This is a genomic window from Vibrio sp. 1557, from assembly GCF_033340175.1.
GTDB classification, from domain to species: Bacteria; Pseudomonadota; Gammaproteobacteria; order Enterobacterales; family Vibrionaceae; genus Vibrio; species Vibrio alginolyticus.
In genome coordinates, this window is sequence record NZ_JAWOVZ010000008.1 from 64,062 (window position 1) to 89,999 (window position 25,938).

A 25,938-nucleotide genomic window follows, 5' to 3' on the forward strand; every position below is an offset into this window, starting at 1 on the left:
ACAAGAAGACCGAGCTTATGGCTCGGTCTTCTTTTATGCATGTTTTGCAAACGCATTGGTAAAAGACACGCTGCGTATTTTGTATTGCTGTTGATAAGCAAGAATAAAATCTCGGATAGCGTCATTTACGGGGAAAACACAGTGGACGTCTAGGCCTTCTAAAAACTGATTGTCAGCCATATCCCAGAAGCTTTGAAGCGAATTACAAATGATTGTTCTCATAACAGTGCTCGTCTCGGCTTATTTAAAGTCAGATTAACAACTGTCCTTGGTGTGCAATACGGAGCTAACTAGTTTTTCAATTGCCCAGTATTTTAGGGTGAAGGCTAATTACATCACCTAGATCCATTCGTATTGGTTAAAAACCAATCACTAGCGAGCAGAGTATAGCCAACCAAATGTATATTTAAAAGATAAAATTGGAACAAAAATCAAGCAATGGTTTGCGCATTTCTAAGTTGGGTTTACATGATGACCCGCTAGTCCGGAGTAGGGTTTATGTGTGGCCTTACTCCTCAACAAACTCGTTCCTAAACAAGCTCGATGTGCAGGGTTGAGCGTTAATGAACTAAATCCTGCCCTTTGAGGTTAGTTGGTATAGTGGAACGTTAAGTTTCGCTCCCTGATTTAAGGTTAAGCTATAAATCTAACGCTAAGATTTTGGACTTACGCTGGAAGTTATATAACCCTTGTTTGGCTCCAGGCAAATAGTCGACACTGACTTCGTAAAAACCTTGCTCTCTGAACCAATGCAAACTGTGTGTCGTGAGGACAAAAATCTGATCAATGGTTTCGGATTTAGAACGATGTTTCATGTAGTTGAGCAGTAACAAACCTCGGTTTCCATCACGATAGTCAGGGTGAATCGCTACGCAAGCCATCTCAGCTTTACGCTCTTCTGGGTATGGATAAAGGGCAGCACAGCCAATAATCAAGCCGTCTTTTTCGATGATGGTAAATTTTCCAATCTCTTGCTCTAGCTGTTCTCGAGAGCGCCTAACCAGTACACCTTGTTCTTCTAACGGGCGAATGAGGTCTAAGATACCGCCAATATCGTCAATATTAGCTTGCCTCACTTGTTCAGCACTCGCCATAACAACTTGGGTACCGATACCGTCGAAAGAGAACAACTCCTGAATTAAGGCGCCATCTACTTTATAACTGATCAAGTGGCTACGAGGTACTCCGGCACGGCAAGCGGCAATAGAGCCTTTAAGAAAGCGCAGTGTTCCAGTGTTGTAATCTAGGTCAGGAGACGTATTTTCAGAAAGCGTTTTGATGACATGCTCCGCCTCAATTGGTAGTAACTCGGCGACAGCATTGCCGTTGTCATCAATGACACCTTGTTCGGAGCAAAAACCAATCAGCTTATCCGCACCCAGCTTTATCGCTAGTTGGGTGGCGACTTCTTCCGATAATAAATTGAAGCACTCGCCAGTCACAGAGCTAGCAATGGGACCTAGCAGAACAATTGAACCTTGATCAAGAGTGCGATTAATCGCGTCGGTGTCAATGCGGCGAATACGTCCACTATGGCAATAGTCCACACCATCATCAACGCCGAGTGGTTGGGCAATGATGTAGTTTCCGCTAACGACATTGAGCTGGGTACCTGCCATCGGAGTATTGTTGAGGCTCATTGATAGGCGCGCAGTAATCGCAAGCTGAAGTTGTCCGGCAGCTTGCATAACAACAGATAAAGCCGATTCATCCGTAATGCGGATATTTTTGTGGTAAGGCGTAGTGAGGTCTTGTTTTTCTAGCAGCTGATTAATTTGAGGACGTGCACCATACACCACCACGACTTTGATTCCGAGGCTGTGCATGAGTGCGATATCATTAATAATATTGCCAAAATTTTTGTGTGCGACGGCTTCTCCGCCCAGCATGATCACCATGGTTTTTCCGCGGTGAGCATTGACATAAGGTGTTGATTGACGGAATCCTTTTACGAGAGCAGTACTACGAATTTTCACTACAGCCATTCCTTTGTTTAATTATGTTAAAATAATGCCTTTTTATTCATTGAGTGGCAAGGCGAAATTTTGGAATAAAGCACAAACATATTGAGGTAGGTTCTTGGTCCCGTTAAGAGGGAAGGTTACAATGGTGGCGTCTTTCCTCAATACGTGAACCTCATGTCTTCTGCTGTTAATAAGAATGCTGCGATCACTGCTTCAAATCTGTCAAAAACGTCATCTAAATCAATGCTTCGTAAGTGGCTAGAGCGTTCTCTCATGCTTATAGCGATAGTTGGAACCGTTGTCGTGTGCATGCTGTATAGTGATTTGATTACTCGAACCATTAATCCGCCCATTCCCAAATCGACAATTTATGGTCGCTGGGTTGAGCAAGATGTTGCGCCTTATGCTCGTGAAGAATTTGTGTTGAGTGAGCGCGGTGTTACCGTAAATGGTTCTACAGTGGCGACCAGTTTTGAATTCGATGGGGATTCGTTTTCGTATCGAGTGGGTTCAAATGAGCGGCACTTCAATTTTGTGGGTAAGCAGCATGCAGAAATGAAGCTGGATGCTAATGCACATTATCTACCTGTATTCCGTTTAGAGGGGCGTGCAAGGATTGCGGTAAGATAGTCGTTTTTATCTTTGTCTGTTAAGCAGAGATCTCTTGCGTCTGTGAGTCACATGGATGATCACAATTTCATCTCTCAATCAGTAAATCTTACTTTCAAACATAATCCGGACAATTCCGTAATTCTTCCGCTGCTATCATGTTGCATTAACTGAATGAATTCACAACGAGTAAACGGATTGGCTTAGCGTTGAAACATTTTGTCGTTGCTTTTCAATTGCACCGTATGCATTTGTTTGCCATCCTTTTGCTATTCTCTTTTACGGAAAAGACACGTGTTAAAAAAACTCCTTCCTATTATCTCTTTGAGCCTACTCTTTGGCTGTGCTCAACAAAATGATCGTGCTCAGCAATATCTTGATGGTGAGTTTCCTCAGATCCTCAATAAAGTGGACGTAGTTGAGTCTAACAAACCACGCGATTTTACTGAATTTAACAAGCAAGCTGAGCAAGTGGTGATAAAGTCACCATCCATGGCGAAGATATACCAACCGCTATATCAACGATTAAGTGAGTGGGCGCAACAGAGCGGAGATACCAGTGCGTTGAGTGCGTTTGGCATTCAAGCCGCGCAATTGGGTGGTGGTGATAAAAAAGGTAATGTGCTGTTTACCGGATACTTTTCTCCCGTGATGGAGCTGCGTCATACACCAAACGACATTTTTAAGTACCCAGTTTATGGCAAGCCAAACTGCTCATCAGATTGTCCGACTCGTGCGGAGATCTACAACGGGGCATTAGATGGCCAAGGTTTAGTGCTAGGTTATGCGCCTAACCGTATTGACCCGTTTATGATGGAAGTGCAGGGCAGTGGCTATGTGCATTTTGAAGATGATGATACGTTGGAGTACTTCGCGTACGCAGGGAAAAATAATAAAGCTTACGTTAGTATTGGCCGCATTTTGATTGAACGTGGTGAAGTGCCGCGTGAAAAAATGTCTCTCAAAGCGATTAAAGAGTGGGTAATGGACAACGACGACGCAACAGTACGCGAGTTGTTGGAGCAAAACCCTTCTTACGTCTTCTTTGCGCCAAAAGCGGAAGCGCCAGTAACGGGATCGGCTGGTATTCCTTTGTTACCAATGGCCGCGGTCGCGGGTGACCGTTCTATCTTACCAATGGGCACACCAATCTTGGCGGAAGTACCATTGCTGAATGCGGATGGTACGTGGAGCGGTGCTCATCAACTGCGAATGCTGATCGTTTTAGACACTGGTGGTGCGGTAAAACAGAACCATTTGGATCTGTATCATGGCATTGGTGCGAGAGCAGGAACGGAAGCAGGGCACTACAAGCATTTTGGTCGAGTTTGGAAACTTGGGCTGGAAAACTCACCAACTCAAGCGCCTTGGGCTTTGCCGCCAGAAAAGCTACAATAGCGACCCAAGAAAGAGGAACCGCCTCTTATCTAGACATTTCATCAAAGAGTGCGTATAAATCGCACTCTTTGTTTTTCTATCGATCATCTGGACTTCAATATGCGTGAACTCGATACCCCAGCATCTGACAGCTACAATCAACGCTTTGGCGGCACTCGTCGTCTTTATGGCAACAGTGAAGTGGACATTCTTCGCGCTGCACACGTTTGTGTTATTGGTATTGGTGGCGTGGGTTCATGGGCGGTCGAAGCGCTGGCCCGTACTGGGATCGGTGAGTTGACTCTGATTGATATGGATGATGTTTGTGTCACGAATATTAACCGCCAAATTCATGCGATGACGGGCACCGTTGGCCAAAGCAAAATTGAAGTTATGGCCGAGCGTGTCAAATTGATCAACCCAGAGTGTAAAGTCAATCTGATTGATGATTTCATCACGCCAGACAATCAACATGAGTACTTAAGCAAAGAGTTTGATTACGTGCTAGATGCGATTGACAGCGTAAAAGCGAAGGCGTCTTTGTTGGCGTATTGCCGCAGCAACAAGATCAAAGTGATCACTACGGGGGGCGCTGGTGGTCAGGTTGACCCAACGCAGATCATGGTCGCTGATTTAACGAAAACGATCCAAGATCCTCTAGCGAAGAAAATCAAAGACACCTTGCGTCGTCATCATAACTTCCCTAAGAATCCGGCTCGTAAGTTTGGTATTGATTGCGTGTTTTCAACCGAGCAGCTGAAGTACCCTCAAGCAGACGGTTCAGTGTGTGGTGTGAAGTCGACAGCGGAAGGCCCAAAACGTATGGATTGTGCTAGCGGTTTTGGTGCGGCGACTGTGGTAACTGCAACGTTTGGCTTTGTCGCGGTATCGCGAATCGTTGAGAAGTTGATTTCAAAATATAAGAAGTAAACTAGAAGAAGAGCGCATCATGACAGATTTTCCCGTTTCTCCATTTGGTACAGATATCACCAGCGAAGACATTGTAGCGACTATGCAGCAATTTCAAGGCTGGGAAGATCGCTACCGTCAGGTTATTCAGTGGGGTAAAAAGCTGCCACAAATGCCAGAAGAGCTGAAATCAGAACAAGTTACCGTTTCGGGTTGTGAAAGCTTGCTGTGGTTAGTGAGCCAAGAGCAAGATGGCGTTTGGCATTTTTGTGCGGACTCCGATGCGCGTATCGTCCGTGGATTGATTGCCTTGGTAATGGCAGCTTATGACGGTAAAACGGCCGATCAAATTCAAGCATTTGATATTGATGCTTATTTTGATCAGCTGGGGCTTGTCTCCCATTTAAGCCCGTCACGTGGTAATGGCTTGAAAGCTATTGTAGAGCAGATTAAGCAAGTCGCCGTGTAACGAGTTATTTTTCCAACTCTTAAAAAACGCCGAATAGCCTAGCTGTTTGGCGTTTTTTGTATCTGAGTTGAGATATTTTTTGCATATGGATAAAAAGTATGCAAATGGTCGACTATTTTAGCGTTAATTAACCATTCTATTGATCCTGGTTCATTATATTGCCCACTTGGTTTTTATAAACTCAATTGTATTTAAAATTTGTCTATATTAGATAATAGACATATGCCCCATCCGCTCCTATTCCCCAATGTGGAAACACACTTGGAAGCGATTGGGTTACTTAGATACAAATGCTAGGAACCTCCCTATATGCAATTCACCTTGGAACATGCGCAAGACGTGTTATCCGGAATGCCAGACCCCACTTTTATTCTGAGTGAAGATGGTATCTATATTGATGTTTTTGGAGGAACAGATAAAAAAGCCTATCACGATGGAAGTAATTTGATAGGTAAGACACTTCACGGTGTACTTGAAAAAGATAAAGCCGACTGGTTTATCGAGCAGATCAGTCGATCACTGAAACAAGACAGTATTGTGACGATCGAGTACAAGATGTGCGCCGACAGCATTCAGGGAATAGATGCCAACAGTGGACCAAGAGGCGACCTATACTACGAAGGCAAGATCTGCCCACTCGCTATAAAATACCGGGGTCGTCGCGTTGTCCTTATTCTTACACGCAACATCTCCAATCGCCACCGAGTTGAAACCCTTCTTCGCCATCAAAGCCAAATTGATGCTCTTACCAACATCTACAATCGACGTGTTTTTTTCGAAAAGCTCACAGAAGAAGTTATTAAATCCCAAGCTCCAGATTATCACTCCGCGTTGTTATTGTTTGATTTGGACTTTTTTAAAGTCATCAATGATAAACGTGGTCATGATGCGGGGGATTATGTCTTAGAGACCTTAGCTGATTTGGTTTCTCACTTACTCGTCAAAGACGAAATTTTTGCAAGAGTCGGAGGGGAGGAGTTTGCGATTATTTTGCCAGAAACTTCTCTGTCGGCGGCGAAAGAGGTAGGAGAGGAAGTACGTTCCCACATTCAAAATTGTCAGTTCGAATTTGAAAAGATTGAAATTCCGGTCACGGTGAGTGTAGGCGTGGTGGAAATAGGCAGAAATGAAACCACCAAACGTTTGTATGCGCATGCAGATAAAGCGCTTTATGCTGCGAAAAGAAATGGCAGAAATTGCGTGGCGACTCTGGATAGGCAGATGGAGTAACCTTGTTGGTTACTCCAAATCAAACCGTTGGCGTTATAGCATGTCGACGGCTTTTTCTACGGCGGCGATGAGTCTTTCCACATCGCTCGTCGTGTTATAAATACCAAAAGAGACGCGTACCGTGCCTTTCACATTTAGCGCATCCATCAATGGGTGAGCGCAGTGGTGTCCTGCTCGTACCGCAATGCCTTGTTGATCGAGCAGCGTCGCAATATCTTGGTGATGAACGCCGTCCATTACGAAGGTCAGTACAGAGGCATTCGGTTGATAGCCTAGAATATGGATGTCATCCAAAGCGCTTAGTGCTTGGTAGGCCTTATCCTGAAGCGCATGGAGATGAGTCTCTACTTCGTGATGGTCAAAACCTTGGTACCACTCAATGGCTTTCGCTAGAGCAATCGCGCCCGCAACGTTTGGTGTGCCCGCTTCAAATTTTCCAGGAAGTGCAGAAAACGTCGTTTTTTCGAAAGAAACGCGTTCAACCATTTTACCGCCGCCGTGCCATGGTGGCATGGCTTCCAAAAGTTCAAGCTTGCCGTATAAAACCCCAATGCCTGCTGGTGCATAAAGTTTGTGACCTGAGAAAACGTAGAAATCGATATCTGATGCCGATAAATCAAGTTGCTCATGTACGATGCCTTGCGCGCCATCAACTACAATAACCGCGCCAACGTTGTGCGCCAGTTCAGTGATTTTTTCTATAGGTTGGCGTGTGCCTGTTACGTTGGTTATTTGCGCGCAAGCAACAATTTTACAGCGGTCAGACAGAAGCGCCTCAAATGCACTGATGTCGAACTGGCAATCTGATGTCATCGGAACTTTAATGACTTTAGCACCCGTTTGCTCTGCCACGATTTGCCAGGGCACGATGTTGGCGTGGTGCTCCATCTCGCTAATCAAGATCTCATCACCTGGTTGTAACGTGCTACGGGCGTAGGTTTGAGCAATTAAGTTCAGTGCTTCGGTTGCGCCCCGTGTCCAAATGATCTCTTTAGAGCTGTTTGCACCAATAAAGTTTGCCACTCGTTCTCGTGCCGCTTCAAATTGGCTGGTGGCATTAGCCGTTAAACTATGACTACCACGGTGAACATTGGCATTTTGCGCACTGTAGTAATGACTGATGACATCAATCACACATTGCGGTTTTTGCGTTGTCGCTGCGCTATCTAGATACACTAAGGGCGTATCGTTGACGGATTGATTTAGAGCGGGAAATTGCTCACGTACAGCATTTACGTCAAACATTATTCTTCACCAAGCTTATGGTAATGCAGAGTAGGCAGAGGGATCATTGGTTCAGCAACTGACCATGCGTGTTTTTTACCTGAGAGTTGAATGATTACTTCCATTGCGAACTCTAAAGCAGTGCCCGGACCTTGACTGGTGATCAGGTTGTGGTTGATATCAAAGGTCACGCGTTTGCTGCGCCACTTCTCTTCCGGGATATGTGACTGAAAGCTCGGGTGACAGGTCATCAGTGATTGTGGGAAAAGATCATGGTGTTGCAATACCAACGCCGGTGCTGCGCAGATAGCTGCGACCAATTTTCCCTCGTAGATGTGCTGCTTAAGGATTTCTATCATCACCGTACTATCACGAAAAATTTCTGCACCACCAACACCACCAGAAAGCGCTATGGCGTCAAACTCATCATCAGCGATATCGACCAGTTTACAATCGGCTGTTAGTGTGACTCCGCGAGAAGCTTTCATCGTCAATGAGCCATCAAAAGCAGCACTCGCTACCGTAACGTCATAACCCGCGCGAACCATCATGTCGATAACGGTGACGGCTTCCATTTCTTCGGTGCCCGGAGCGATTGGCACTAAGATTTTCTTACTCATTGTTCTGTCCAGCTTTGTTCTATTTGTTTGATGCGTTGGTAAAGTTTTAAATTCTCAGGCGTATTGATGCGATGTTTCTCGGCAGCCTTTAACAGGTATCCGGTTATAAAATCAATTTCCGTTCGACGCTGATGGAATACGTCTTGTCTCATTGAAGAATAGTTCTCAGCTGTGGCGTTCACCACTTGCATTACCGTATCGAAAAGAGAGCGAAACTCGATAGCAATACCTTCTTTACTCATTACTTCAACCAGTTCTTGAGTGATGCTTTCGAGTTGTATCTTAAACTCGGGCTGCGCAAGCTCACCATTCTTACACTGCTGAATCGCAGTCAGTGGGTTAATCGCGCAGTTAATTGCTAACTTAGTCCATAACGCAGATTGGATGTGTGGATTCCAAATGGCCTCTGGAAGAGCATGATGCATAACATCTTGCAGAAAAGCGCACTGCATTCCTTTGTCATTATAACCACCCACTTGCGTTGTTCCGTGACCGGTATGCAGTACGTGTTGGTTATCTGGTTTGTATGCGCCGTGCGTCGTTGTGGCGAGCACGATAGGATTGTTTGGCAGAGCCTTCTCCACGCCAGAGGCGGTACCCATACCATTGTGCATCAGCATGATAATCGTGTCTGCGTTGATATGAGGCAGTAAAGGCTGAATGGCGTCTTCCACTTGCCAAGCTTTTACCGTGATCAAAATGAGATCTGCTTTATTTACGGAGGAAATATCTTGATTACTGAATACGATTGCGGGTGTGTCATCCAACTGAAGTGATTGTTGGCTTTCAGAACTTCTTCCCCACAATGAAACATTGTGCCCGGCAAGCTTAAATTTTGTTGCCCAGAGTGAGCCCACCGCACCTGGACCGAGGATAAGGATATTCACCAAACGCTCTCATTAAAAAGGTTTGCTGCAAGGATAATGAGGGAAAAAAGGAAAGCAAATAAAAATGGCGCCGAAAGGCGCCATTTTTGAGCAAACTTAGTGGTTCAATTAGAACTTGTAAGTTACAGCAAGGTAGTGGCCAAAGCCAGTTGACTTGAACCCATCAGTATCTTTGATACCGTACACGTCTTTGTAACCTTTTAGACCGTAACCCACTGCGAAGCGGTCTGAGTGCCAGTAGATACCGTTGAACATTGCACCACCGTTTGACGCGGTTGAACCAAACTTGTTACCAGCAGCATCATCCATACCGAATTGGTAATCGATGTAGCCTTGGTAAGAAATGAATGAACCGTTTTCGAAGAAGTAGAATGGTTTGAACCAGTTAGTCGAGATTTGGAAACCGTTCCAATCCTTTTTGTTGCCGTCGTAAGTGCCGTATAGGTTAACACCAACTTTACCAAACCAAGGAACCATTACGTCAGAACCTAGACCGATTTTTTGAGAGTTAACACCAGAGTTACCACCCCACTCGATTAGAGTTGCAACGTATAGCTCTTGAACTGGACCGAAAGATAGGTCTTTACCAGTTACCGCATCTAGAGACATACGTGGAGCGAATTTCATAAAGATCTTCTCTGCGCCAGCTTTGTCGCTACCTGGATCAGAAGTTAGGTTGAATACATCAACGTAGCCGTAAAGGTCGAAGATACCAGAGCGGCCGCCGAATTCCATTTCTAGGTAGTCGTGTGAAGACTCACCTGGAAGTTCGTCAAATGCACCCATTAGGTTAAATTGCATCCACTTGTAATCGTTTTTGTGAATATCGCCGTCAGAGTAATCTGCCGCCATAACTGGAGCTGAAGTAGCCGCTAGAAGGCTAAGAGCTAAAAGTGATTTACGCATAAGGGGACTCTCTATGTTTGTAATGATTCAGAACACGCAATCTGTGCTGCGCTTTCCAATTGGCGGGAATAATAGCGATAAAAATCCCAAATGAAAGTGATAAAGGGTGCAAAATGAAACGTTTTTGGTGAGTTGCATCACGAAATTATCTTTATTTACGGAACTTTTTGTTTGTTGCATTTTATTGCAATAAATGTGTGATTTGGATCGTTTGCGTGAGCGATTTTATGACTTTTTAAGCCAGTCGATTAACCAACATAAATCGTTAGTGATCGGAGTGATAAGGGATTCGTATGTATCCGTGAATCAAAGAGGACGTTTGAATGAAAGAAGTCATGTTATTCCCACTCACTTCAGTTGTACTCCCTGAAGGTAAAATGAATCTGCGCATTTTTGAGCCACGATATAAGCGAATGGTAAAGGAATGCAGCCTACAAAATGTGGGCTTTGGAGTTTGCCTAGTAGGAAGTGAAGGTGACCCTAAAGACGTGGGTAACGTTTCATCTATCGGAACTTTGGTCAGGATCGTTGATTTTGAAACACTCAGTGATGGCCTTCTTGGTATTACAGTTGCTGGTGAGCAACGCTTTGTTGTCAAACGCGTCCGTGCAGATGCGGATGGCTTACGTCATGCAGAGGTTGAATGGTTAGACAATTGGCAACATCTAGACAACTCACCAGATTTCTTCTTTTTAAGCCAGCAGTTATCCCATGTTTATGAAGAGTTTCCTCAACTTGGAAGCCTCTACCAGCATCGTTTTTACGATGACTCTGCTTGGGTTACTCAGCGTTGGCTTGAGTTACTACCCCTAGACTGCAATCTGTTCGAACAGCTAGTCGGCGCAGAGGACTGTATTCCTGCGTTGCAATTTCTGACAGAAGCCATAGAAGCCCCGACTAACAAAGAGGCAAGGATATGAAAGGATTTAATAAAGCTGCGCTAACTATTGTTGCGACATTAGGACTGGCGGCGTGTGGCTCCGACAGTGACACTATCGAGTATTCCAATTTACAAGCAGTGCACGCGTCTTCTGATGCGCCGCTTGCAAATGTGTGGATCAACGATAAACCATCATTAACGAATGTTGATTATGGTGTGGGATCTGGCTACGTTAAATTGCGAGAGGGGATGAATTCGATTCAGGTCGATGTTCAGCTCCCAGGTAATGAAACCGCGACCGTAATACCTAAAACAGAACTAGATCTTGATTCCGACCTCAATTATAACGTGTTCGTTGTTGGCGATGCCGATGGTTCGCCAAACCCAGTTGAGCCTTTAGTTGTGACTCGCAGCGCCGATTCAATGGCTGATGCCAATAGTCTAGATGTTCAAGTTGTTCATGCAGCTTCAGGCGTTCCTGCTGTTGATCTTTATGTCACTGAGCCAGGTGTTGCTCTTGCTAGCGCGACTCCAATAACTAACCTTGCTTACAAAGCTTCTACCGACGTATTGAACATCCCAGCTGGTGAGTATCAAGTTCGACTTGCCGTAGGAGACAGCGTTGCTTTTGACTCCGGCACAGTACCTCTTGCGGCTAACTCCAACTTGACGATTGCCGCTATCGGCACAGGAGATTCGAATAGCACGTCACCTGTCAAACTCTTGGTGTTGGACGGTTCGGGCTCTTCTATAATTGAAGATATGGGCAGCCAAGCTGAAGTAAGAGTCGGACACCTTGTCGATGGAGCGCCAGTCGTCGATGTTAACGTTAACGGGGCGGCCTTCGCTCCTCTTGCCGACTTAGCGTTCAAAGAGATTCGTGGTTATTTGGATCTTGCTGCTGGCGCTTACGATATTGACGTTTACGTGGATGGCACAACAACCAATCCGATCATAGATGTTGACGGGTTAATGGTTGCAGGTGGAATGGATTACAGTGTTTATGCAGTCGGTGTTGTTAGCCCAGCGATTGATATCGAAGCTCTGGTTGTTGAAGATATGAGACGCGCTGTGGCGACTAGCGCGACATTGAATGTGACACACGCGGCGGCTAATCCTATAGCGGAAATGGTGGATATTTACCTCACTACGAGTGCAGGAATAGATGGAAGTGATCCAACTATTGCTAATTTTGCGTATAAAAATAGCGTACAAGGATTATATGTCGCTGAAGGTACATATTATGTAACGGTAACAGTGGCTGGTAACCCAAGTATTGTTGCGGTTGACTCAGCACCAGTCAATGTAATGAACGGTGTTGTGTACCAAGTCGTTGCCATTGATGATGGGAACAACGGTGGTTTCAACTTGTTGGTCGATGACGTGACCGATTAGGACGAATGGGAGGAGGAGACTCCTCCCACAAATTAAGGCCGATTATGATGAGTGATAGCCCGAAAAAACTGGGGCGCAGTGATTGGAACGATTACATGGATAAAGTGAAGGATCGAGACAAAGATGCTTTCGCTTTTGTATTCCGTTTTTACGCACCCAAGCTGAAGCAATTCGCTTACAAACATGTTGGTAATGAGCAAGTTGCTATGGAGATGGTGCAAGAGACCATGGCGACAGTTTGGCAGAAAGCGCACCTCTATGATGGTGAAAAGAGCGCGTTATCGACTTGGATATATACCATAATCCGAAACCTTTGTTTTGATCTGCTGAGAAAACAGAAAGGTAAGGAATTACACATTCATTCTGATGACATTTGGCCGTCAGAGTATTATCCACCTGATCTTGTTGATCACTATTCACCAGAACAAGATATGTTGAAAGAACAGGTGGTTAAGTTTTTAGATATATTACCGAAAAACCAGAGAGATGTTTTACAAGCGGTATATCTTGAAGAGTTACCTCATCAACAGGTCGCGGAATTATTTGATATACCCCTCGGTACCGTAAAATCCAGGCTGAGGCTTGCAGTAGAAAAGCTAAGGCATTCAATGCATACGGAGCAACTATGAACAAACACCCAGATAACAGCTTGTTAGAAGCATACGCTTCGGGAAGCATTGATGCAGTTTCTGGTCTTGTGGTCGCAACCCATTTAGAAACATGCACCAAGTGCCGAGCTTATGTGAACCAAGTCGAAGCAAGTCAAGCGAACATCGTAAGTGACATACCTTCTGAGTATGTTTCTGAATTTGACGACATGTTTAATGACATCATCAATGCGGAGCCAGCGACTGATAATATCGTGATCCGCGACTCTGCTGCTGTTAATGTGGCAGGAAAAAGCTTCGCTCTTCCTAAAACTCTAGCGCGTTTCTCTGACCTCGTAGGGTCATGGAGAAGTTACGGAGGCAAGGTTTTCAGTGCTCAGATTGACCTAGGGGAAGACGCTCGTGTCAGCTTAATGTACATCGGGGAAGATGTGCAAATTCCTCAACATACGCACAAAGGCCTGGAGTCTACATTGATCCTACATGGTGGATTTAGTGACGAGGATGGCCAATATGAAGAAGGCGATTTGATGATTAGAGACGCATCAGTGAAGCACAGCCCTTACACTAAGGCCGGAGAAGACTGCTTGTGTTTAACCGTATTGACTGAGCCGATGATCTTTACTCAAGGCGTGGCACGTATATTTAATATGTTTGGTAAAGGGTTATACCCATAGACCTCTTATCTTATATCTCGCAAAACAAAAACCACCGAATTCGGTGGTTTTTTATATGTTTCGTTAATGTTTGTGACGTGCTTTTTCCAATAGAGCATCAAAGTAATGTCGTAGCGAGTACAACATAATCAAGCTTGGCACGACCATGACAGCGGTAAGCACGAAGAATGTGCTCCAATCATTAAGATAATCCACTAGCTCGCCACTGAAAGAAGCAAGAGTCGTCCGTCCGAAGTTTCCTAGAGAGGCAAGCAACGCATACTGAGTTGCCGAAAATGCTTGCCCGGTTAGAATCGTCAAAAATGAAACAAAAGCGACAGTTGAGAAAGCAGTCGTAAAGTTATCGACAATAATCGTGGCTAAGTACAAGTGCTCGTTTGGGCCTACCGAAGCAATCCAAGCAAACATCAAGTTACTGGCAGACATAGCAATACCGCCGATCATTAATCCACGTACAATACCAAACCTAACGTTGAACATGCTTCCGACAAAAGTAAAGAAGATGGTGGCTCCCCAACCGATCAGTTTGGAGTAATAGCCAATTTGTTCATTGCTAAAACCAATATCTTTATAGAACGCGATCGACATCCTGCCCAAAAACGCTTCGCCAATTTTAAATAGGAAAACGAACAGCAACAGAGTAATCGCGACACGGACGCCATTGCGATTAAAGAAATCAAGGAAAGGTTCTACAACAGTCACGGTAAACCAAGCTACGACTTTTGAACCAACCACTTCTTTGTGGCGTTGTTCAGCGGCAGACTGAAGTTGTTCGCGTTGAGTCTTCGGTTCACCGACTAAAATCGTAAAGACCATTAGAATGCCGACTATCACCGCCATCCCGTAGTACACACCATTCCAACCGACACTGTCAGCATTAACAAACGCTAAATAACCCGGTAGTGAATAACCTGTCCACCAGCCAATGACCGCCATTGCAGAAGCTTGAGGCAGTTTAGACTCTTCTGACTTTGGGAAAGTATCAATACGAAAAGCATCAATTGCGATGTCTTGTGTCGCTGAAGCCGTTGCAATGCACAAGGCGAGTAGTGACGCAAACACCAAGTTTTCCGCTGGATTAACGCCGGCAATAAATAGGGTAGCGACGAGTACGATACTTTGACAAAAGAAAATCCAGCTACGTCTTTGCCCCAGTAGTCTAAAGAGGACTGGCAGCTTCACGCGGTCAACCAGAGGTGCCCACAGAAAGTTGATCGCATAGACCGCAAAAACGCTACCAAAATAGCCAATTGCGGAGAGGGTCAAGCCGGCATCTTTTAGCCAACCTGACATGTTTGAACCGATAAGAACCCACGGAAAGCCGCTAGAGCAGCCCAGCATGAAAACCCACATGAGTCGTTTATCGAGGTAACTTTTTACCGTTTCCAACCAAGTGATGGAAGGTAATGAAGACATAAATCAATCCAATAAAATGAAGCCGTTGAAAGAGAAAGCCCTTCGATTATTCAAAGGGCTTATCGTTTTGGCTATTTAAGTAGTGTAGCTTTGGTGATGACGATTTGCGTCTCTGGTACATCACGCATTCGGCCTACCGTCGTGGTCGGCTGCTGAGCCATTTTCTGGATAACGTCGAACCCCTCAGTAACCTCACCAAATACAGCATAACCTGGTGGTCGAGCGCCATAGTTGAGAAAGTCATTGTCGACTAAGTTGACGAAAAACTGACGAGTTGCAGAGTTTGGTGCATTGGTTCGTGCCATGGCGATGGTAGCACGGTCATTGTTTAGACCATTATTTCCTTCGTTTTTGATTGGCGCGTATGTTTTCACCATCTGCATATCTTGGTTAAAGCCGCCACCTTGTGCCATGAAGCCTGGGATAATACGATGAAAAATAGTACCCTCGTAGCTCCCATCTTCTACATATTTTAGAAAATTAGCGACAGTGATAGGTGCTTTCTCTTCGTTTAACTCAACCGTAAATGAACCAAGTGTCGTTTCAAACGCTACTTTTGGTCCAGCCCAAACGCTGCAGCTGAGTAGTGCTAAGGACAGAATCGCTTTGCGTAACATTAGAAACGCTCCTGCATGTATTGACGAAGCTCAGGGTCATTGGCAATCTCTTTAAGCGTCAATGTCACCACATCATTCAATGTCTCTTCAATATCGGCATCAGAAGCACTCAATGTGCCAGATCGCTTTGCTGTACCTGTATAAGTTTTGACTAGCTTGCCCTCAGGTGTCTCTGCTGTGATTTCCAGCACAACTTTAGCATCCATCTCATTTTCCATCACCGAATGCTTCACGTTGACCAACGCTTCTTGAACGCTCAATTCAATCGCGTTGTTGCTGTTTAGATCCGCATGGAAACCTTGAGATGAGAATTGCTTCTCTAATGCTTCTTCTAACGCAATACGTAAATTCTGTTTAGCATGAAGAGGAAGAATGTTCGAACGGCCGTTATCCACCAACGCCACGTACTGCGCTGCACGTACATCTTTGCTGGTCAAACTGTAAGTCTTGCCTTGAACAATTGGATTGGTGCTCAATGTGCTTTCTGGCATCAGGTTCAGCTGAGGTTGTTGAGGGGCTGAACACGCAGCAAGCAACGCAACCGAAGCCGCAAGTACCAATTTTCTCATTTTATTATTCCTTTTAACTATTTTGCTAAAGCTTATTTTGCGCTTAATTTAGCAGGATTTTTTGTAGCCTGTAAAATCACAAACTTATTGTTGGAAGCGATAAGTTTCACATTTTTATCGCCAAACAGACGTTTGAGTTTTGCGTCGTACCCGAGGTGACGATTTCCGATAACCAGTAAACGGCCATTTTCACTTAATACTTGTTTAGCATCGCAGAACATTTGCCAAGCAATATGATCGGTGATTGCCTGTTGTTGATGAAACGGTGGATTACACATAACCATAGAGCTGCTGCTGTGTTTAAAACCGTCCAAGCAATTGTTCGCTATGCACTGTATGTCTCTATTTTCACCAAGGTTGTCGCGTAGGTTCTGTTTTGCCGACTCAAGCGCCATAAAGCTTTCATCAACACATGTTAGCCGAGCATTTGGATTCAACTGACCAAATTTAACAGACAGAACACCATTGCCGCAGCCGAGGTCGATGACATTGTCTATTGAAGGGTCTTGAGGCAGGTGCTGCAGCATAAAGCGTGCACCTAAATCTAAACTTTCTCCTGAATAGACATTTGGCATGTTCTTGAGTTCGATATCTTCGCCATCAACGCGCCAAGTCGTGAAAGGCATTACTTCAATCGTAGGCTCAACTGTTGCTTGAGAAAACACCAATCTGTGCTTTTTCCAGGCCAAAGATGTTTTTGTTTCGCCTAAGTATTTTTCAAACAGTTTTAGCGTCGAAGTATGAATGTCTTTCGCTTTATTGACTGCAATGACGGGGCAGGAAGCCGGTAGCGCCTTTCTTAATTGGCTTAGTATCCACACTAGATGGCGGTTACTTTTGGGCAGTTGCAGCAAGACGAGATCAATATTGGCAGGAACGAGGTCCATCGTGGTGGCAAACGCTACTTTATTGCACTGGTTTTGCTCGAGATTTTGCTGTGCACCTTTATGTGAGATGAATGAATCACTCATTAGCGTTACATGGTGCTTTTCCGAAAACCAGCAGGAGAGGGCACCAAAGCTGTCATTAATCACGAGGATGTTTTGATTGTCTGGCAAAGCAAGCTCTTCAACATGATTAATAAGATACTCATCACCGGCATCCCACGCTTGTAGCGTTTCGTTACTACGTTTTGGGAAACGATGAAGTGTTAAGCTTCGCTCGTGAAGGTTCAGTTCGGTTTTCATAGCTAAATGTAAGTTGATTTAGAAATTAAGTGTTATTGTCGCAAATGATGACGTGTCGAGATACAAAAAGCTGTCAAATTTTACGAGTTCAGTGATGGCTGTTCTTTAGACATGTTCGTGGAGTCAAGCGCCTTGAGACAATATGTCTACAAAGTGCGTCAATAATGAGAGTGACGTTTGAGTGATGCATGTCTGCTTTACTTAGGTATATACTTATGGAATTCGCATCAATGAGGAACGAATATGATCCAAGAAATCATAGAGAAGAAACTACACAGTGAGCTGCAACCCAGCTATCTCAAAGTCATTAATGAGAGCTACATGCATAATGTGCCACCAGGCTCAGAGAGTCATTTCAAAGTGATTGTTGTGAGTGATTCGTTCGCGGGACAGCGTTTGATTGGGCGCCATCGTCAAGTTCATCAAATTTTGGCAGATGAACTGGACAACCACATTCATGCATTAGCTATTCATACATATACTGATGAAGAGTGGAAGCGTGAACAAGATGGCGCCCCTGATAGCCCGATGTGTATGGGTGGTGGTCACTAAAAACGCAAGATATAAAGGTGCAGAGAAAGGTGGCTTAAGGCCATCTTTTTTCGTTTTACATTCTTTAGGGACGTTAACGTGGCACAAATTCTGGTTAAAAAATGTGTTAACAGTGTTTCAACAAATGAATGGAAATTGCAGAATATTTCAGGCGATGAATATCACTTTTCCATAAGATATGTATGGAATATGGCATTTGTGCGATGGGTCAAAGTTATGACTATTCTTTGACCTTTTAGACCTGATTCTACCGAAATAACCCCTCTATTCTAATGATTGATCATGGCATCAAGTTCCTAAAAAATGCTAGACTACGGCACCTGATAAATCTCGCGTATTCCTTGTGACGAGATTTTTAATAGGATGTTGCGATTTTGATGTTTAAAACAACATCAAAACCGGACACTGATGTCGTGTCTAAAAGTTACGCAATCAAAAGAATCTTTTTCCCGATAAAAGTAGTGCAAGTGCGTATGATTACAATAAAGAAGGGCTTGGATCTTCCTATCGCAGGAACTCCATCCCAGGTGATTAATGATGGTAAGACCATCAAAAAAGTCGCCTTGCTTGGCGAAGAGTACGTTGGCATGCGACCTACCATGCATGTCCGCGTTGGTGATGAAGTGAAAAAAGCGCAAGTTCTTTTTGAAGATAAAAAGAACCCAGGCGTGAAATTTACTGCACCAGCAGCCGGTAAAGTGATCGAAGTTAACCGTGGCGCTAAACGTGTCCTTCAATCTGTAGTGATTGAAGTGGCAGGTGAAGAGCAGGTGACATTTGATAAGTTCGAAGCCGCTCAACTTTCAGGTCTAGATCGTGAAGTGATCAAGACTCAGTTGGTTGACTCTGGCTTATGGACCGCTTTACGTACTCGTCCGTTTAGCAAGGTTCCTGCAATCGAGTCTTCTACTAAGGCTATTTTCGTAACTGCAATGGATACTAATCCACTAGCAGCTAAGCCTGAGTTGATCATTAATGAGCAACAAGAAGCATTCATTGCTGGTCTAGACATTCTTTCAGCCCTGACAGAAGGCAAGGTTTACGTATGTAAATCTGGCACTAGCTTGCCACGCTCTTCACAGTCTAACGTAGAAGAACACGTCTTCGATGGCCCTCACCCAGCAGGTCTTGCTGGCACCCACATGCATTTCCTATACCCAGTAAATGCAGAGAATGTGGCATGGAGCATCAACTACCAAGACGTTATCGCGTTCGGTAAGCTGTTCCTAACTGGTGAGCTATGCACAGATCGTGTTGTGTCTCTAGCTGGCCCAGTTGTGAATAACCCTCGTCTAGTTCGTACCGTAATGGGTGCAAGCTTAGATGACCTAACAGATAACGAGCTGATGCCTGGCGAAGTTCGTGTGATCTCTGGTTCAGTACTAACAGGTACACATGCAACTGGTCCACACGCATACCTTGGCCGTTACCATCAACAGGTTTCTGTATTACGTGAAGGCCGTGAAAAAGAACTATTTGGCTGGGCAATGCCTGGTAAGAATAAGTTCTCGGTAACTCGCTCTTTCCTTGGTCACGTATTCAAAGGTCAGTTGTTCAATATGACAACGACGACCAATGGTAGTGATCGTTCAATGGTTCCAATTGGCAACTACGAACGCGTAATGCCTCTAGATATGGAGCCTACTTTGCTGCTTCGTGATCTATGTGCCGGCGACACAGACAGTGCTCAAGCACTGGGTGCGCTTGAACTGGATGAAGAAGATCTAGCATTGTGTACCTTTGTATGTCCAGGTAAGTACGAGTACGGTACGTTACTTCGTGAATGCCTAGATACTATCGAGAAGGAAGGGTAATTTTCATGGCTCTTAAAAAGTTTCTTGAAGACATCGAGCATCATTTTGAGCCTGGTGGCAAACACGAAAAATGGTTTGCCCTGTACGAAGCTGTAGCAACAGTTTTTTACACCCCAGGTATCGTAACAAATAAAAGCTCGCACGTTCGTGATAGCGTTGACCTAAAACGTATCATGATCATGGTTTGGTTTGCGGTATTCCCAGCAATGTTCTGGGGTATGTACAACGCAGGTGGCCAAGCTATTGCAGCACTTAACCACATGTACGCTGGTGACCAACTAGCGACAGTTATCGCAGGTAACTGGCACTACTGGCTAACAGAAATGCTTGGCGGCACTATCGGTGCGGAAGCGGGTGTTGGCAGTAAGATGCTACTAGGTGCGACTTACTTCCTGCCAATCTACGCAACAGTATTTATTGTTGGTGGCTTCTGGGAAGTGTTGTTCTGTATGGTGCGTAAACACGAAGTTAACGAAGGTTTCTTTGTAACTTCTATCTTATTCGCACTTATCGTTCCACCAACGCTACCTCTATGGCAAGCGGCACTAGGTATCACATTTGGTGTTGTTGTAGCAAAAGAGATCTTCGGTGGTACAGGTCGTAACTTCCTTAACCCTGCACTTGCAGGTCGTGCATTTCTATTCTTCGCTTACCCAGCACAAATTTCGGGTGACGTAGTATGGACTGCAGCTGACGGCTTCTCTGGTGCAACTGCTCTTAGCCAATGGGCTCAAGGTGGTAACGGTGCTCTAGTTAACACAGTAACTGGCGCTCCTATCACTTGGATGGACGCGTTCATCGGTAACATCCCTGGCTCTATTGGTGAAGTATCGACTCTAGCTCTAATGATCGGTGCAGCGATGATCGTTTACATGCGAATCGCTTCATGGCGCATCATTGCGGGTGTGATGATCGGTATGATCGCAGTATCGACTCTGTTTAACGTGATCGGTTCTGACACTAATCCAATGTTTAATATGCCATGGCACTGGCACCTAGTTCTAGGTGGTTTTGCATTCGGTATGTTCTTCATGGCAACGGACCCAGTATCAGCGTCATTTACTAGCAAAGGTAAATGGTGGTACGGCATCCTGATTGGTGCAATGTGTGTGATGATCCGTGTAGTTAACCCAGCGTACCCAGAAGGTATGATGCTGGCGATTCTATTCGCGAACCTATTCGCACCTCTGTTCGACCATGTAGTGATTGAGAAGAACATCAAGCGGAGACTAGCACGCTATGGCAAGTAATAACGACAGCATTAAAAAGACGCTGGGTGTTGTTATCGGGTTGAGCCTTGTTTGTTCAATCATCGTATCAACAGCAGCAGTAGGTCTGCGTGATAAGCAAAAAGCTAACGCTGTCCTAGATAAGCAATCAAAGATCGTTGAAGTTGCAGGCATTGACGCAAACGGTAAGAAAGTACCAGAGCTATTTGCTGAGTACATCGAACCTCGTCTAGTAGACCTTGAAACAGGTAACTTTACTGAGGGTAATGCATCTACGTACGATCAACGTGAAGCATCAAAAGATGCAGAACGTTCAATCGCATTGACACCAGAAGAAGACGTAGCTGATATCCGTCGTCGCGCGAATACAGCAGTGGTGTACCTTGTAAAAGATCAAGATGAAGTCCAAAAAGTTATCCTGCCTATGCACGGTAAAGGACTATGGTCGATGATGTATGCCTTTGTAGCCGTTGAAACTGATGGTAACACTGTGTCTGCTATTACTTACTACGAGCAAGGTGAAACTCCTGGACTTGGTGGTGAAGTAGAGAACCCTTCATGGCGCGATCAATTCATTGGCAAGAAATTGTACAATGAAGATCACCAGCCAGCGATTAAGGTCGTGAAAGGCGGCGCACCGCAAGGTTCTGAGCACGGTGTTGATGGCCTATCAGGAGCGACGCTCACTAGTAATGGTGTTCAACACACATTTGACTTCTGGTTAGGTGATATGGGCTTTGGTCCTTTCCTAGCAAAAGTTCGTGACGGAGAACTTAACTAATGTCTAGTGCACAAAACGTTAAAAAGAGCATCCTAGCGCCAGTGTTGGATAACAACCCAATCGCGCTACAAGTTCTTGGTGTATGTTCTGCTCTTGCAGTAACAACTAAACTAGAAACAGCTTTTGTAATGACACTAGCGGTAACATTTGTAACTGCGTTGTCTAACTTCTCTGTTTCATTGATCCGTAACCACATTCCTAACAGTGTGCGTATCATCGTTCAGATGGCAATCATCGCATCGTTAGTAATCGTGGTAGACCAAGTGCTAAAAGCTTACCTATACGATATCTCTAAACAGCTATCTGTATTCGTTGGTCTGATTATCACTAACTGTATCGTAATGGGTCGTGCTGAAGCATTCGCAATGAAGTCTGCGCCAGTACCATCTCTTATTGACGGTATTGGTAACGGTCTAGGTTACGGCTTCGTTCTTATCACTGTAGGTTTCTTCCGTGAGCTATTTGGCTCAGGCAAACTATTTGGTCTAGAAGTTCTACCTCTAGTGAGCAACGGTGGTTGGTACCAGCCTAACGGCCTAATGCTACTAGCACCATCAGCATTCTTCCTAATCGGCTTCCTTATCTGGGTAATCCGTATTCTGAAACCAGAACAAGTAGAAGCGAAGGAGTAAGGACGTCATGGAACATTACATTAGTCTGTTAGTTAAATCGATTTTCATCGAAAACATGGCTCTGTCTTTCTTCCTAGGTATGTGTACTTTCCTTGCCGTATCTAAGAAGGTTAAGACCTCTTTCGGCCTAGGTGTTGCAGTTGTGGTAGTTCTGACTATCGCTGTTCCTGTGAACAACCTGGTATACAACCTAGTTCTGAGAGAGAACGCGTTAGTTGAGGGCGTGGACCTTAGCTTCCTAAACTTCATCACCTTTATCGGTGTAATTGCAGCACTTGTACAGATTCTAGAGATGGTCCTAGACCGTTTCTTCCCACCTTTGTACAACGCGCTAGGCATCTTCCTACCGCTGATCACAGTAAACTGTGCAATCTTCGGTGGTGTATCTTTCATGGTACAACGTGACTACAACTTTGCTGAATCGATCGTTTACGGTTTCGGCTCTGGTGTGGGCTGGATGCTAGCAATCGTTGCTCTTGCAGGTATCCGTGAGAAGATGAAGTACTCTGACGTACCTCCAGGTCTACGTGGTCTTGGTATCACATTTATCACTGTAGGTCTTATGGCGTTAGGCTTTATGTCTTTCTCTGGTGTTCAACTGTAAGTCGGGTAAACCGCAACAATTAAGGAATAGTCAATGGACATTATTCTTGGTGTAGTGATGTTTACTCTGATCGTACTAGCACTAGTACTAGTGATTCTTTTCGCTAAGTCTAAGCTTGTACCAACAGGTGACATTACAATTTCTGTGAACGATGACCCTTCTCTGGCGATCGTTACACAACCAGGTGGTAAGCTACTGAGTGCTCTAGCAGGTGCTGGCGTATTCGTATCTTCTGCTTGTGGTGGCGGTGGCTCATGTGGTCAGTGTCGCGTAAAAGTTAAATCAGGTGGTGGCGACATCCTACCAACCGAGCTTGACCATATTACTAAAGGTGAAGCGCGTGAAGGTGAGCGTCTAGCGTGTCAGGTTGCAATGAAAACTGACATGGATATCGAGCTTCCTGAAGAAATCTTCGGCGTTAAGAAGTGGGAATGTACTGTTATCTCTAACGATAACAAAGCGACATTCATCAAAGAGCTTAAGCTGCAAATTCCAGATGGCGAATCAGTACCTTTCCGTGCTGGTGGTTACATCCAGATTGAAGCTCCTGCTCACCACGTGAAATACGCAGACTACGATATTCCTGAGGAATACCGTGAAGACTGGGAGAAGTTCAACCTTTTCCGTTACGAGTCTAAAGTTAATGAAGAGACCATTCGTGCATACTCTATGGCTAACTACCCAGAAGAGCACGGTATCATCATGCTTAACGTTCGTATCGCAACTCCGCCGCCGAACAACCCAGACGTACCACCAGGCATCATGTCTTCGTACATCTGGTCTCTAAAAGAAGGCGACAAGTGTACTATTTCTGGTCCATTTGGTGAGTTCTTTGCGAAAGATACAGATGCAGAAATGGTATTCGTTGGTGGTGGTGCTGGTATGGCTCCAATGCGCTCACACATCTTCGACCAACTTAAGCGTCTGCACTCTAAGCGTAAGATGTCTTTCTGGTACGGCGCACGTTCTAAGCGTGAAATGTTCTACGTAGAAGACTTCGATATGCTACAAGCTGAGAATGACAACTTCGTATGGCACTGTGCACTGTCTGATCCACTTCCAGAAGATAACTGGGATGGTTACACTGGCTTTATTCACAACGTTCTTTACGAGAACTACCTACGTGATCACGAAGCGCCAGAAGACTGTGAATACTACATGTGTGGTCCACCTATGATGAACGCTGCTGTAATCGGCATGCTAAAAGATCTAGGTGTAGAGGATGAAAACATCCTACTAGATGACTTCGGTGGTTAATTCCTCCAAGTGATTGAATCTATGGCTAGCTCTCCAAGAGAGCTAGCCATTATTTTTTATAGACATAAAACTGATACTCAACAGTTGATATAGGTAATCGGATTGAAAGGATTGATCCTATTTCCCATATCAATTCAACAACATTGGGAGTTAACAAGTGAAAAAGTGGCTTGTTGCATTTGCTTCTCTATTGATTTTGGCTGGCTGTGAGCAGCCTGCCGATCAAATTCATTTAAGTGGCCCTACCATGGGGACTTCTTACAACATCAAGTATATCGAGCAAGATGGTATTCCAACGCCAAAAGCGATGCAGACAGAAATTGATCGCTTATTGGAAGAGGTTAATGACCAAATGTCGACCTATCGTGACGACTCAGAGTTAAGTCGTTTTAATCAGCATCAAACGAGCGAGCCATTTACAGTTTCGACACAAACTGCAACGGTAGTGAAAGAAGCAATTCGCCTTAACGGTCTTACTTTAGGTGCATTGGATGTGACGGTCGGCCCTCTAGTTAACCTGTGGGGGTTTGGTCCAGAAGCTCGTCCAGATGTAGTTCCAACCGATGAAGAACTCGCTGCTCGCAAAGCAAATACCGGTATTCACCACCTATCTGTTGATGGTAATACACTGTCCAAAGACCTTCCTAACTTGTACGTCGACCTATCGACGATTGCGAAAGGTTGGGGGGTTGACGTGGTTGCTGACTACCTTCAATCTGAAGGGGTACAGAACTTTATGGTCGAAGTTGGCGGTGAAATGCGTCTCAAAGGTGTCAATCGTGAAGGTGTGCCTTGGCGTATCGCAATTGAAAAACCGACCGTTGATGAACGTTCAATTCAAGAAATTATTGAACCAGGCGACATGGCAATTGCAACAAGTGGTGACTATCGTAATTACTTTGAGAGTAATGGTGTGAGATACTCTCATATTATTAATCCACGAACAGGCAAACCAATTCATCATAAAGTGGTGTCTGTAACGGTATTAGATAAATCGTCGATGACTGCTGATGGTCTTGCAACTGGTCTTATGGTGCTAGGTGAAGACAAAGGCATGGCAATTGCGAACGAAAATAATATTCCTGTTTTCATGATTGTGAAAACGGAAGATGGTTTTAAAGAGTTGGCTTCGGAAGCATACAAGCCATTCATGAAGAAATAACAACAGAAGTGAGCATGTTTTTATGAATACATTTCTAATTACCTTTGCTGTGTTTGTCGCGGTAATCACTGCAATGGCTGTCGGATACATTTTCCAAAAGAAAGTCGTGAAAGGTAGCTGTGGTGGCTTAGGGGCAGTTGGCATCGAAAAAGTGTGTAATTGTCCAGAACCCTGCGATGCGCGTAAAAAACGTGAAGCGCGCGAGGCTGCGCGTGCTGAGAAATTGGCGGCGTGGGAAAAAGATAGAATTGCTTAGTATTGGTTAATCGTACTAAGAAAGTGATAAAGCTCAGCGTTCTGCTGAGCTTTATTTTTAGGCAGCTAACCAAAGCTCAGATGTCCGAGAAAGAGCCCAATACCGTG

The 25,938-nt window shown here is 44.7% G+C and carries 28 protein-coding genes; 18 read left to right on the top strand and 10 right to left on the bottom strand.

Annotated features, from left to right (window positions below):
• Positions 1-33: 33 nt before the first annotated feature.
• Entirely contained in the window at positions 34-222 is a 189-nt protein-coding gene (locus R7070_RS11980) for a hypothetical protein (RefSeq protein WP_005380230.1), read from the bottom strand.
• 416 nt (positions 223-638) lie between these two features.
• Complete coding sequence (gene argA, locus R7070_RS11985) at positions 639-1,976, bottom strand: amino-acid N-acetyltransferase (protein WP_012841478.1); 1,338 nt, start codon at positions 1,974-1,976, stop codon at positions 639-641.
• A 162-nt stretch (positions 1,977-2,138) separates the two neighbouring features.
• Between argA and R7070_RS11990 the strand changes: the two genes are divergently transcribed.
• The 5 genes from R7070_RS11990 to R7070_RS12010 all read left to right on the top strand — a co-directional run bounded on the left by R7070_RS11990 (position 2,139) and on the right by R7070_RS12010 (position 6,558).
• A complete protein-coding gene (locus R7070_RS11990) occupies positions 2,139-2,594 on the top strand; it encodes a DUF2850 domain-containing protein (RefSeq protein ID WP_005380234.1) in 456 nt (151 codons plus the stop codon).
• A gap of 273 nt (positions 2,595-2,867) precedes the next feature.
• On the top strand, positions 2,868-3,971 hold the full coding sequence (gene mltA / locus R7070_RS11995; protein ID WP_054577574.1) for a murein transglycosylase A: 1,104 nt from the start codon (positions 2,868-2,870) through the stop codon (positions 3,969-3,971).
• 99 nt (positions 3,972-4,070) lie between these two features.
• A complete protein-coding gene (tcdA, locus tag R7070_RS12000; protein ID WP_005380241.1) occupies positions 4,071-4,880 on the top strand; it encodes a tRNA cyclic N6-threonylcarbamoyladenosine(37) synthase TcdA in 810 nt (269 codons plus the stop codon).
• A 19-nt stretch (positions 4,881-4,899) separates the two neighbouring features.
• Entirely contained in the window at positions 4,900-5,328 is a 429-nt protein-coding gene (gene csdE / locus R7070_RS12005; RefSeq protein WP_256900257.1) for a cysteine desulfurase sulfur acceptor subunit CsdE, read from the top strand.
• Positions 5,329-5,637: 309 nt separating this feature from the next.
• On the top strand, positions 5,638-6,558 hold the full coding sequence (locus R7070_RS12010) for a GGDEF domain-containing protein (protein ID WP_025768228.1): 921 nt from the start codon (positions 5,638-5,640) through the stop codon (positions 6,556-6,558).
• 33 nt (positions 6,559-6,591) lie between these two features.
• Here the strand turns inward: R7070_RS12010 and csdA are convergent, their stop codons facing one another.
• From csdA to R7070_RS12030, 4 genes are all read right to left on the bottom strand, one after another.
• Positions 6,592-7,803, bottom strand: coding sequence for a cysteine desulfurase CsdA (csdA, locus tag R7070_RS12015; RefSeq protein ID WP_017636018.1), 1,212 nt, complete (start codon positions 7,801-7,803; stop codon positions 6,592-6,594).
• Positions 7,803-8,402, bottom strand: coding sequence for a DJ-1 family glyoxalase III (locus tag R7070_RS12020; RefSeq protein WP_006742560.1), 600 nt, complete (start codon positions 8,400-8,402; stop codon positions 7,803-7,805). Before R7070_RS12020 ends, csdA begins: the two co-directional genes overlap by 1 nt.
• Positions 8,399-9,289 (bottom strand): 2-dehydropantoate 2-reductase, encoded by an 891-nt coding sequence (panE, locus tag R7070_RS12025; RefSeq protein WP_256900256.1) that lies wholly within the window; start codon positions 9,287-9,289, stop codon positions 8,399-8,401. Before panE ends, R7070_RS12020 begins: the two co-directional genes overlap by 4 nt.
• A gap of 108 nt (positions 9,290-9,397) precedes the next feature.
• Positions 9,398-10,195, bottom strand: coding sequence for an outer membrane protein OmpK (locus R7070_RS12030; RefSeq protein ID WP_005380251.1), 798 nt, complete (start codon positions 10,193-10,195; stop codon positions 9,398-9,400).
• Positions 10,196-10,518: 323 nt separating this feature from the next.
• Here R7070_RS12030 and R7070_RS12035 point away from each other — a divergent pair, with 323 nt between their 5' ends.
• Genes R7070_RS12035 through R7070_RS12050 form a run of 4 tightly spaced genes read left to right on the top strand, consistent with a single transcriptional unit; the run spans position 10,519 to position 13,755 of the window.
• Entirely contained in the window at positions 10,519-11,115 is a 597-nt protein-coding gene (locus tag R7070_RS12035; RefSeq protein ID WP_017636020.1) for an LON peptidase substrate-binding domain-containing protein, read from the top strand.
• Positions 11,112-12,470: a DUF4397 domain-containing protein gene (locus R7070_RS12040; protein ID WP_213867031.1), complete on the top strand. Its 1,359-nt coding sequence runs from the start codon at positions 11,112-11,114 to the stop codon at positions 12,468-12,470. The genes R7070_RS12035 and R7070_RS12040 overlap by 4 nt, the downstream gene beginning before the upstream one ends.
• Before the next feature lie 44 nt (positions 12,471-12,514).
• Positions 12,515-13,099 (top strand): RNA polymerase sigma factor, encoded by a 585-nt coding sequence (locus R7070_RS12045; protein ID WP_017636022.1) that lies wholly within the window; start codon positions 12,515-12,517, stop codon positions 13,097-13,099.
• On the top strand, positions 13,096-13,755 hold the full coding sequence (locus R7070_RS12050) for a ChrR family anti-sigma-E factor (protein WP_005380256.1): 660 nt from the start codon (positions 13,096-13,098) through the stop codon (positions 13,753-13,755). Before R7070_RS12045 ends, R7070_RS12050 begins: the two co-directional genes overlap by 4 nt.
• Before the next feature lie 63 nt (positions 13,756-13,818).
• Here R7070_RS12050 and R7070_RS12055 read toward each other — a convergent pair whose 3' ends face one another.
• The 4 genes from R7070_RS12055 to R7070_RS12070 all read right to left on the bottom strand — a co-directional run bounded on the left by R7070_RS12055 (position 13,819) and on the right by R7070_RS12070 (position 17,544).
• Complete coding sequence (locus R7070_RS12055) at positions 13,819-15,171, bottom strand: AmpG family muropeptide MFS transporter (RefSeq protein WP_005380257.1); 1,353 nt, start codon at positions 15,169-15,171, stop codon at positions 13,819-13,821.
• Between the two features lie 71 nt (positions 15,172-15,242).
• A complete protein-coding gene (locus tag R7070_RS12060) occupies positions 15,243-15,788 on the bottom strand; it encodes a peptidylprolyl isomerase (RefSeq protein ID WP_005380258.1) in 546 nt (181 codons plus the stop codon).
• Positions 15,788-16,357, bottom strand: coding sequence for a YajG family lipoprotein (locus R7070_RS12065; RefSeq protein ID WP_005380259.1), 570 nt, complete (start codon positions 16,355-16,357; stop codon positions 15,788-15,790). Before R7070_RS12065 ends, R7070_RS12060 begins: the two co-directional genes overlap by 1 nt.
• 32 nt (positions 16,358-16,389) lie before the next feature.
• A complete protein-coding gene (locus R7070_RS12070) occupies positions 16,390-17,544 on the bottom strand; it encodes a methyltransferase (RefSeq protein ID WP_005380260.1) in 1,155 nt (384 codons plus the stop codon).
• A gap of 243 nt (positions 17,545-17,787) precedes the next feature.
• Between R7070_RS12070 and bolA the strand changes: the two genes are divergently transcribed.
• The 9 genes from bolA (at position 17,788) to nqrM (ending at position 25,831) form a co-directional block, all read left to right on the top strand.
• Complete coding sequence (bolA, locus tag R7070_RS12075; protein ID WP_005380262.1) at positions 17,788-18,096, top strand: transcriptional regulator BolA; 309 nt, start codon at positions 17,788-17,790, stop codon at positions 18,094-18,096.
• Positions 18,097-18,569: 473 nt separating this feature from the next.
• Positions 18,570-19,910 (top strand): Na(+)-translocating NADH-quinone reductase subunit A, encoded by a 1,341-nt coding sequence (locus tag R7070_RS12080; RefSeq protein ID WP_005380264.1) that lies wholly within the window; start codon positions 18,570-18,572, stop codon positions 19,908-19,910.
• A 5-nt stretch (positions 19,911-19,915) separates the two neighbouring features.
• Positions 19,916-21,160, top strand: coding sequence for an NADH:ubiquinone reductase (Na(+)-transporting) subunit B (locus tag R7070_RS12085; protein WP_005380265.1), 1,245 nt, complete (start codon positions 19,916-19,918; stop codon positions 21,158-21,160).
• A complete protein-coding gene (locus R7070_RS12090) occupies positions 21,150-21,920 on the top strand; it encodes a Na(+)-translocating NADH-quinone reductase subunit C (RefSeq protein ID WP_005380267.1) in 771 nt (256 codons plus the stop codon). Before R7070_RS12085 ends, R7070_RS12090 begins: the two co-directional genes overlap by 11 nt.
• Positions 21,920-22,552 carry an NADH:ubiquinone reductase (Na(+)-transporting) subunit D gene (locus R7070_RS12095; protein ID WP_005380269.1) on the top strand — a complete coding sequence of 211 codons (633 nt, stop codon included), beginning with the start codon at positions 21,920-21,922 and terminating at the stop codon, positions 22,550-22,552. Before R7070_RS12090 ends, R7070_RS12095 begins: the two co-directional genes overlap by 1 nt.
• 7 nt (positions 22,553-22,559) lie before the next feature.
• Positions 22,560-23,156: an NADH:ubiquinone reductase (Na(+)-transporting) subunit E gene (gene nqrE, locus R7070_RS12100; protein WP_005380270.1), complete on the top strand. Its 597-nt coding sequence runs from the start codon at positions 22,560-22,562 to the stop codon at positions 23,154-23,156.
• 33 nt (positions 23,157-23,189) lie between these two features.
• On the top strand, positions 23,190-24,413 hold the full coding sequence (nqrF, locus tag R7070_RS12105; protein ID WP_005380271.1) for an NADH:ubiquinone reductase (Na(+)-transporting) subunit F: 1,224 nt from the start codon (positions 23,190-23,192) through the stop codon (positions 24,411-24,413).
• 157 nt (positions 24,414-24,570) lie between these two features.
• Positions 24,571-25,575, top strand: coding sequence for an FAD:protein FMN transferase (locus R7070_RS12110; RefSeq protein WP_005380272.1), 1,005 nt, complete (start codon positions 24,571-24,573; stop codon positions 25,573-25,575).
• 22 nt (positions 25,576-25,597) lie between these two features.
• Positions 25,598-25,831: a (Na+)-NQR maturation NqrM gene (gene nqrM, locus R7070_RS12115; RefSeq protein ID WP_005380273.1), complete on the top strand. Its 234-nt coding sequence runs from the start codon at positions 25,598-25,600 to the stop codon at positions 25,829-25,831.
• Positions 25,832-25,938: the final 107 nt, after the last annotated feature.

Coding starts and splice junctions, on each gene's coding strand:
- R7070_RS11980 (WP_005380230.1), bottom strand. CDS start 222: ATGAGAACAATCATTTGTAATTCGCTTCAAAGCTTCTGGGATATGGCT.
- R7070_RS11990 (WP_005380234.1), top strand. CDS start 2,139: ATGTCTTCTGCTGTTAATAAGAATGCTGCGATCACTGCTTCAAATCTG.
- tcdA (WP_005380241.1), top strand. CDS start 4,071: ATGCGTGAACTCGATACCCCAGCATCTGACAGCTACAATCAACGCTTT.
- csdE (WP_256900257.1), top strand. CDS start 4,900: ATGACAGATTTTCCCGTTTCTCCATTTGGTACAGATATCACCAGCGAA.
- R7070_RS12010 (WP_025768228.1), top strand. CDS start 5,638: ATGCAATTCACCTTGGAACATGCGCAAGACGTGTTATCCGGAATGCCA.
- csdA (WP_017636018.1), bottom strand. CDS start 7,803: ATGTTTGACGTAAATGCTGTACGTGAGCAATTTCCCGCTCTAAATCAA.
- R7070_RS12020 (WP_006742560.1), bottom strand. CDS start 8,402: ATGAGTAAGAAAATCTTAGTGCCAATCGCTCCGGGCACCGAAGAAATG.
- R7070_RS12030 (WP_005380251.1), bottom strand. CDS start 10,195: ATGCGTAAATCACTTTTAGCTCTTAGCCTTCTAGCGGCTACTTCAGCT.
- R7070_RS12035 (WP_017636020.1), top strand. CDS start 10,519: ATGAAAGAAGTCATGTTATTCCCACTCACTTCAGTTGTACTCCCTGAA.
- R7070_RS12040 (WP_213867031.1), top strand. CDS start 11,112: ATGAAAGGATTTAATAAAGCTGCGCTAACTATTGTTGCGACATTAGGA.
- R7070_RS12045 (WP_017636022.1), top strand. CDS start 12,515: ATGATGAGTGATAGCCCGAAAAAACTGGGGCGCAGTGATTGGAACGAT.
- R7070_RS12050 (WP_005380256.1), top strand. CDS start 13,096: ATGAACAAACACCCAGATAACAGCTTGTTAGAAGCATACGCTTCGGGA.
- R7070_RS12055 (WP_005380257.1), bottom strand. CDS start 15,171: ATGTCTTCATTACCTTCCATCACTTGGTTGGAAACGGTAAAAAGTTAC.
- R7070_RS12060 (WP_005380258.1), bottom strand. CDS start 15,788: ATGTTACGCAAAGCGATTCTGTCCTTAGCACTACTCAGCTGCAGCGTT.
- R7070_RS12065 (WP_005380259.1), bottom strand. CDS start 16,357: ATGAGAAAATTGGTACTTGCGGCTTCGGTTGCGTTGCTTGCTGCGTGT.
- R7070_RS12070 (WP_005380260.1), bottom strand. CDS start 17,544: ATGAAAACCGAACTGAACCTTCACGAGCGAAGCTTAACACTTCATCGT.
- bolA (WP_005380262.1), top strand. CDS start 17,788: ATGATCCAAGAAATCATAGAGAAGAAACTACACAGTGAGCTGCAACCC.
- R7070_RS12080 (WP_005380264.1), top strand. CDS start 18,570: ATGATTACAATAAAGAAGGGCTTGGATCTTCCTATCGCAGGAACTCCA.
- R7070_RS12085 (WP_005380265.1), top strand. CDS start 19,916: ATGGCTCTTAAAAAGTTTCTTGAAGACATCGAGCATCATTTTGAGCCT.
- R7070_RS12090 (WP_005380267.1), top strand. CDS start 21,150: ATGGCAAGTAATAACGACAGCATTAAAAAGACGCTGGGTGTTGTTATC.
- R7070_RS12095 (WP_005380269.1), top strand. CDS start 21,920: ATGTCTAGTGCACAAAACGTTAAAAAGAGCATCCTAGCGCCAGTGTTG.
- nqrE (WP_005380270.1), top strand. CDS start 22,560: ATGGAACATTACATTAGTCTGTTAGTTAAATCGATTTTCATCGAAAAC.
- nqrF (WP_005380271.1), top strand. CDS start 23,190: ATGGACATTATTCTTGGTGTAGTGATGTTTACTCTGATCGTACTAGCA.
- nqrM (WP_005380273.1), top strand. CDS start 25,598: ATGAATACATTTCTAATTACCTTTGCTGTGTTTGTCGCGGTAATCACT.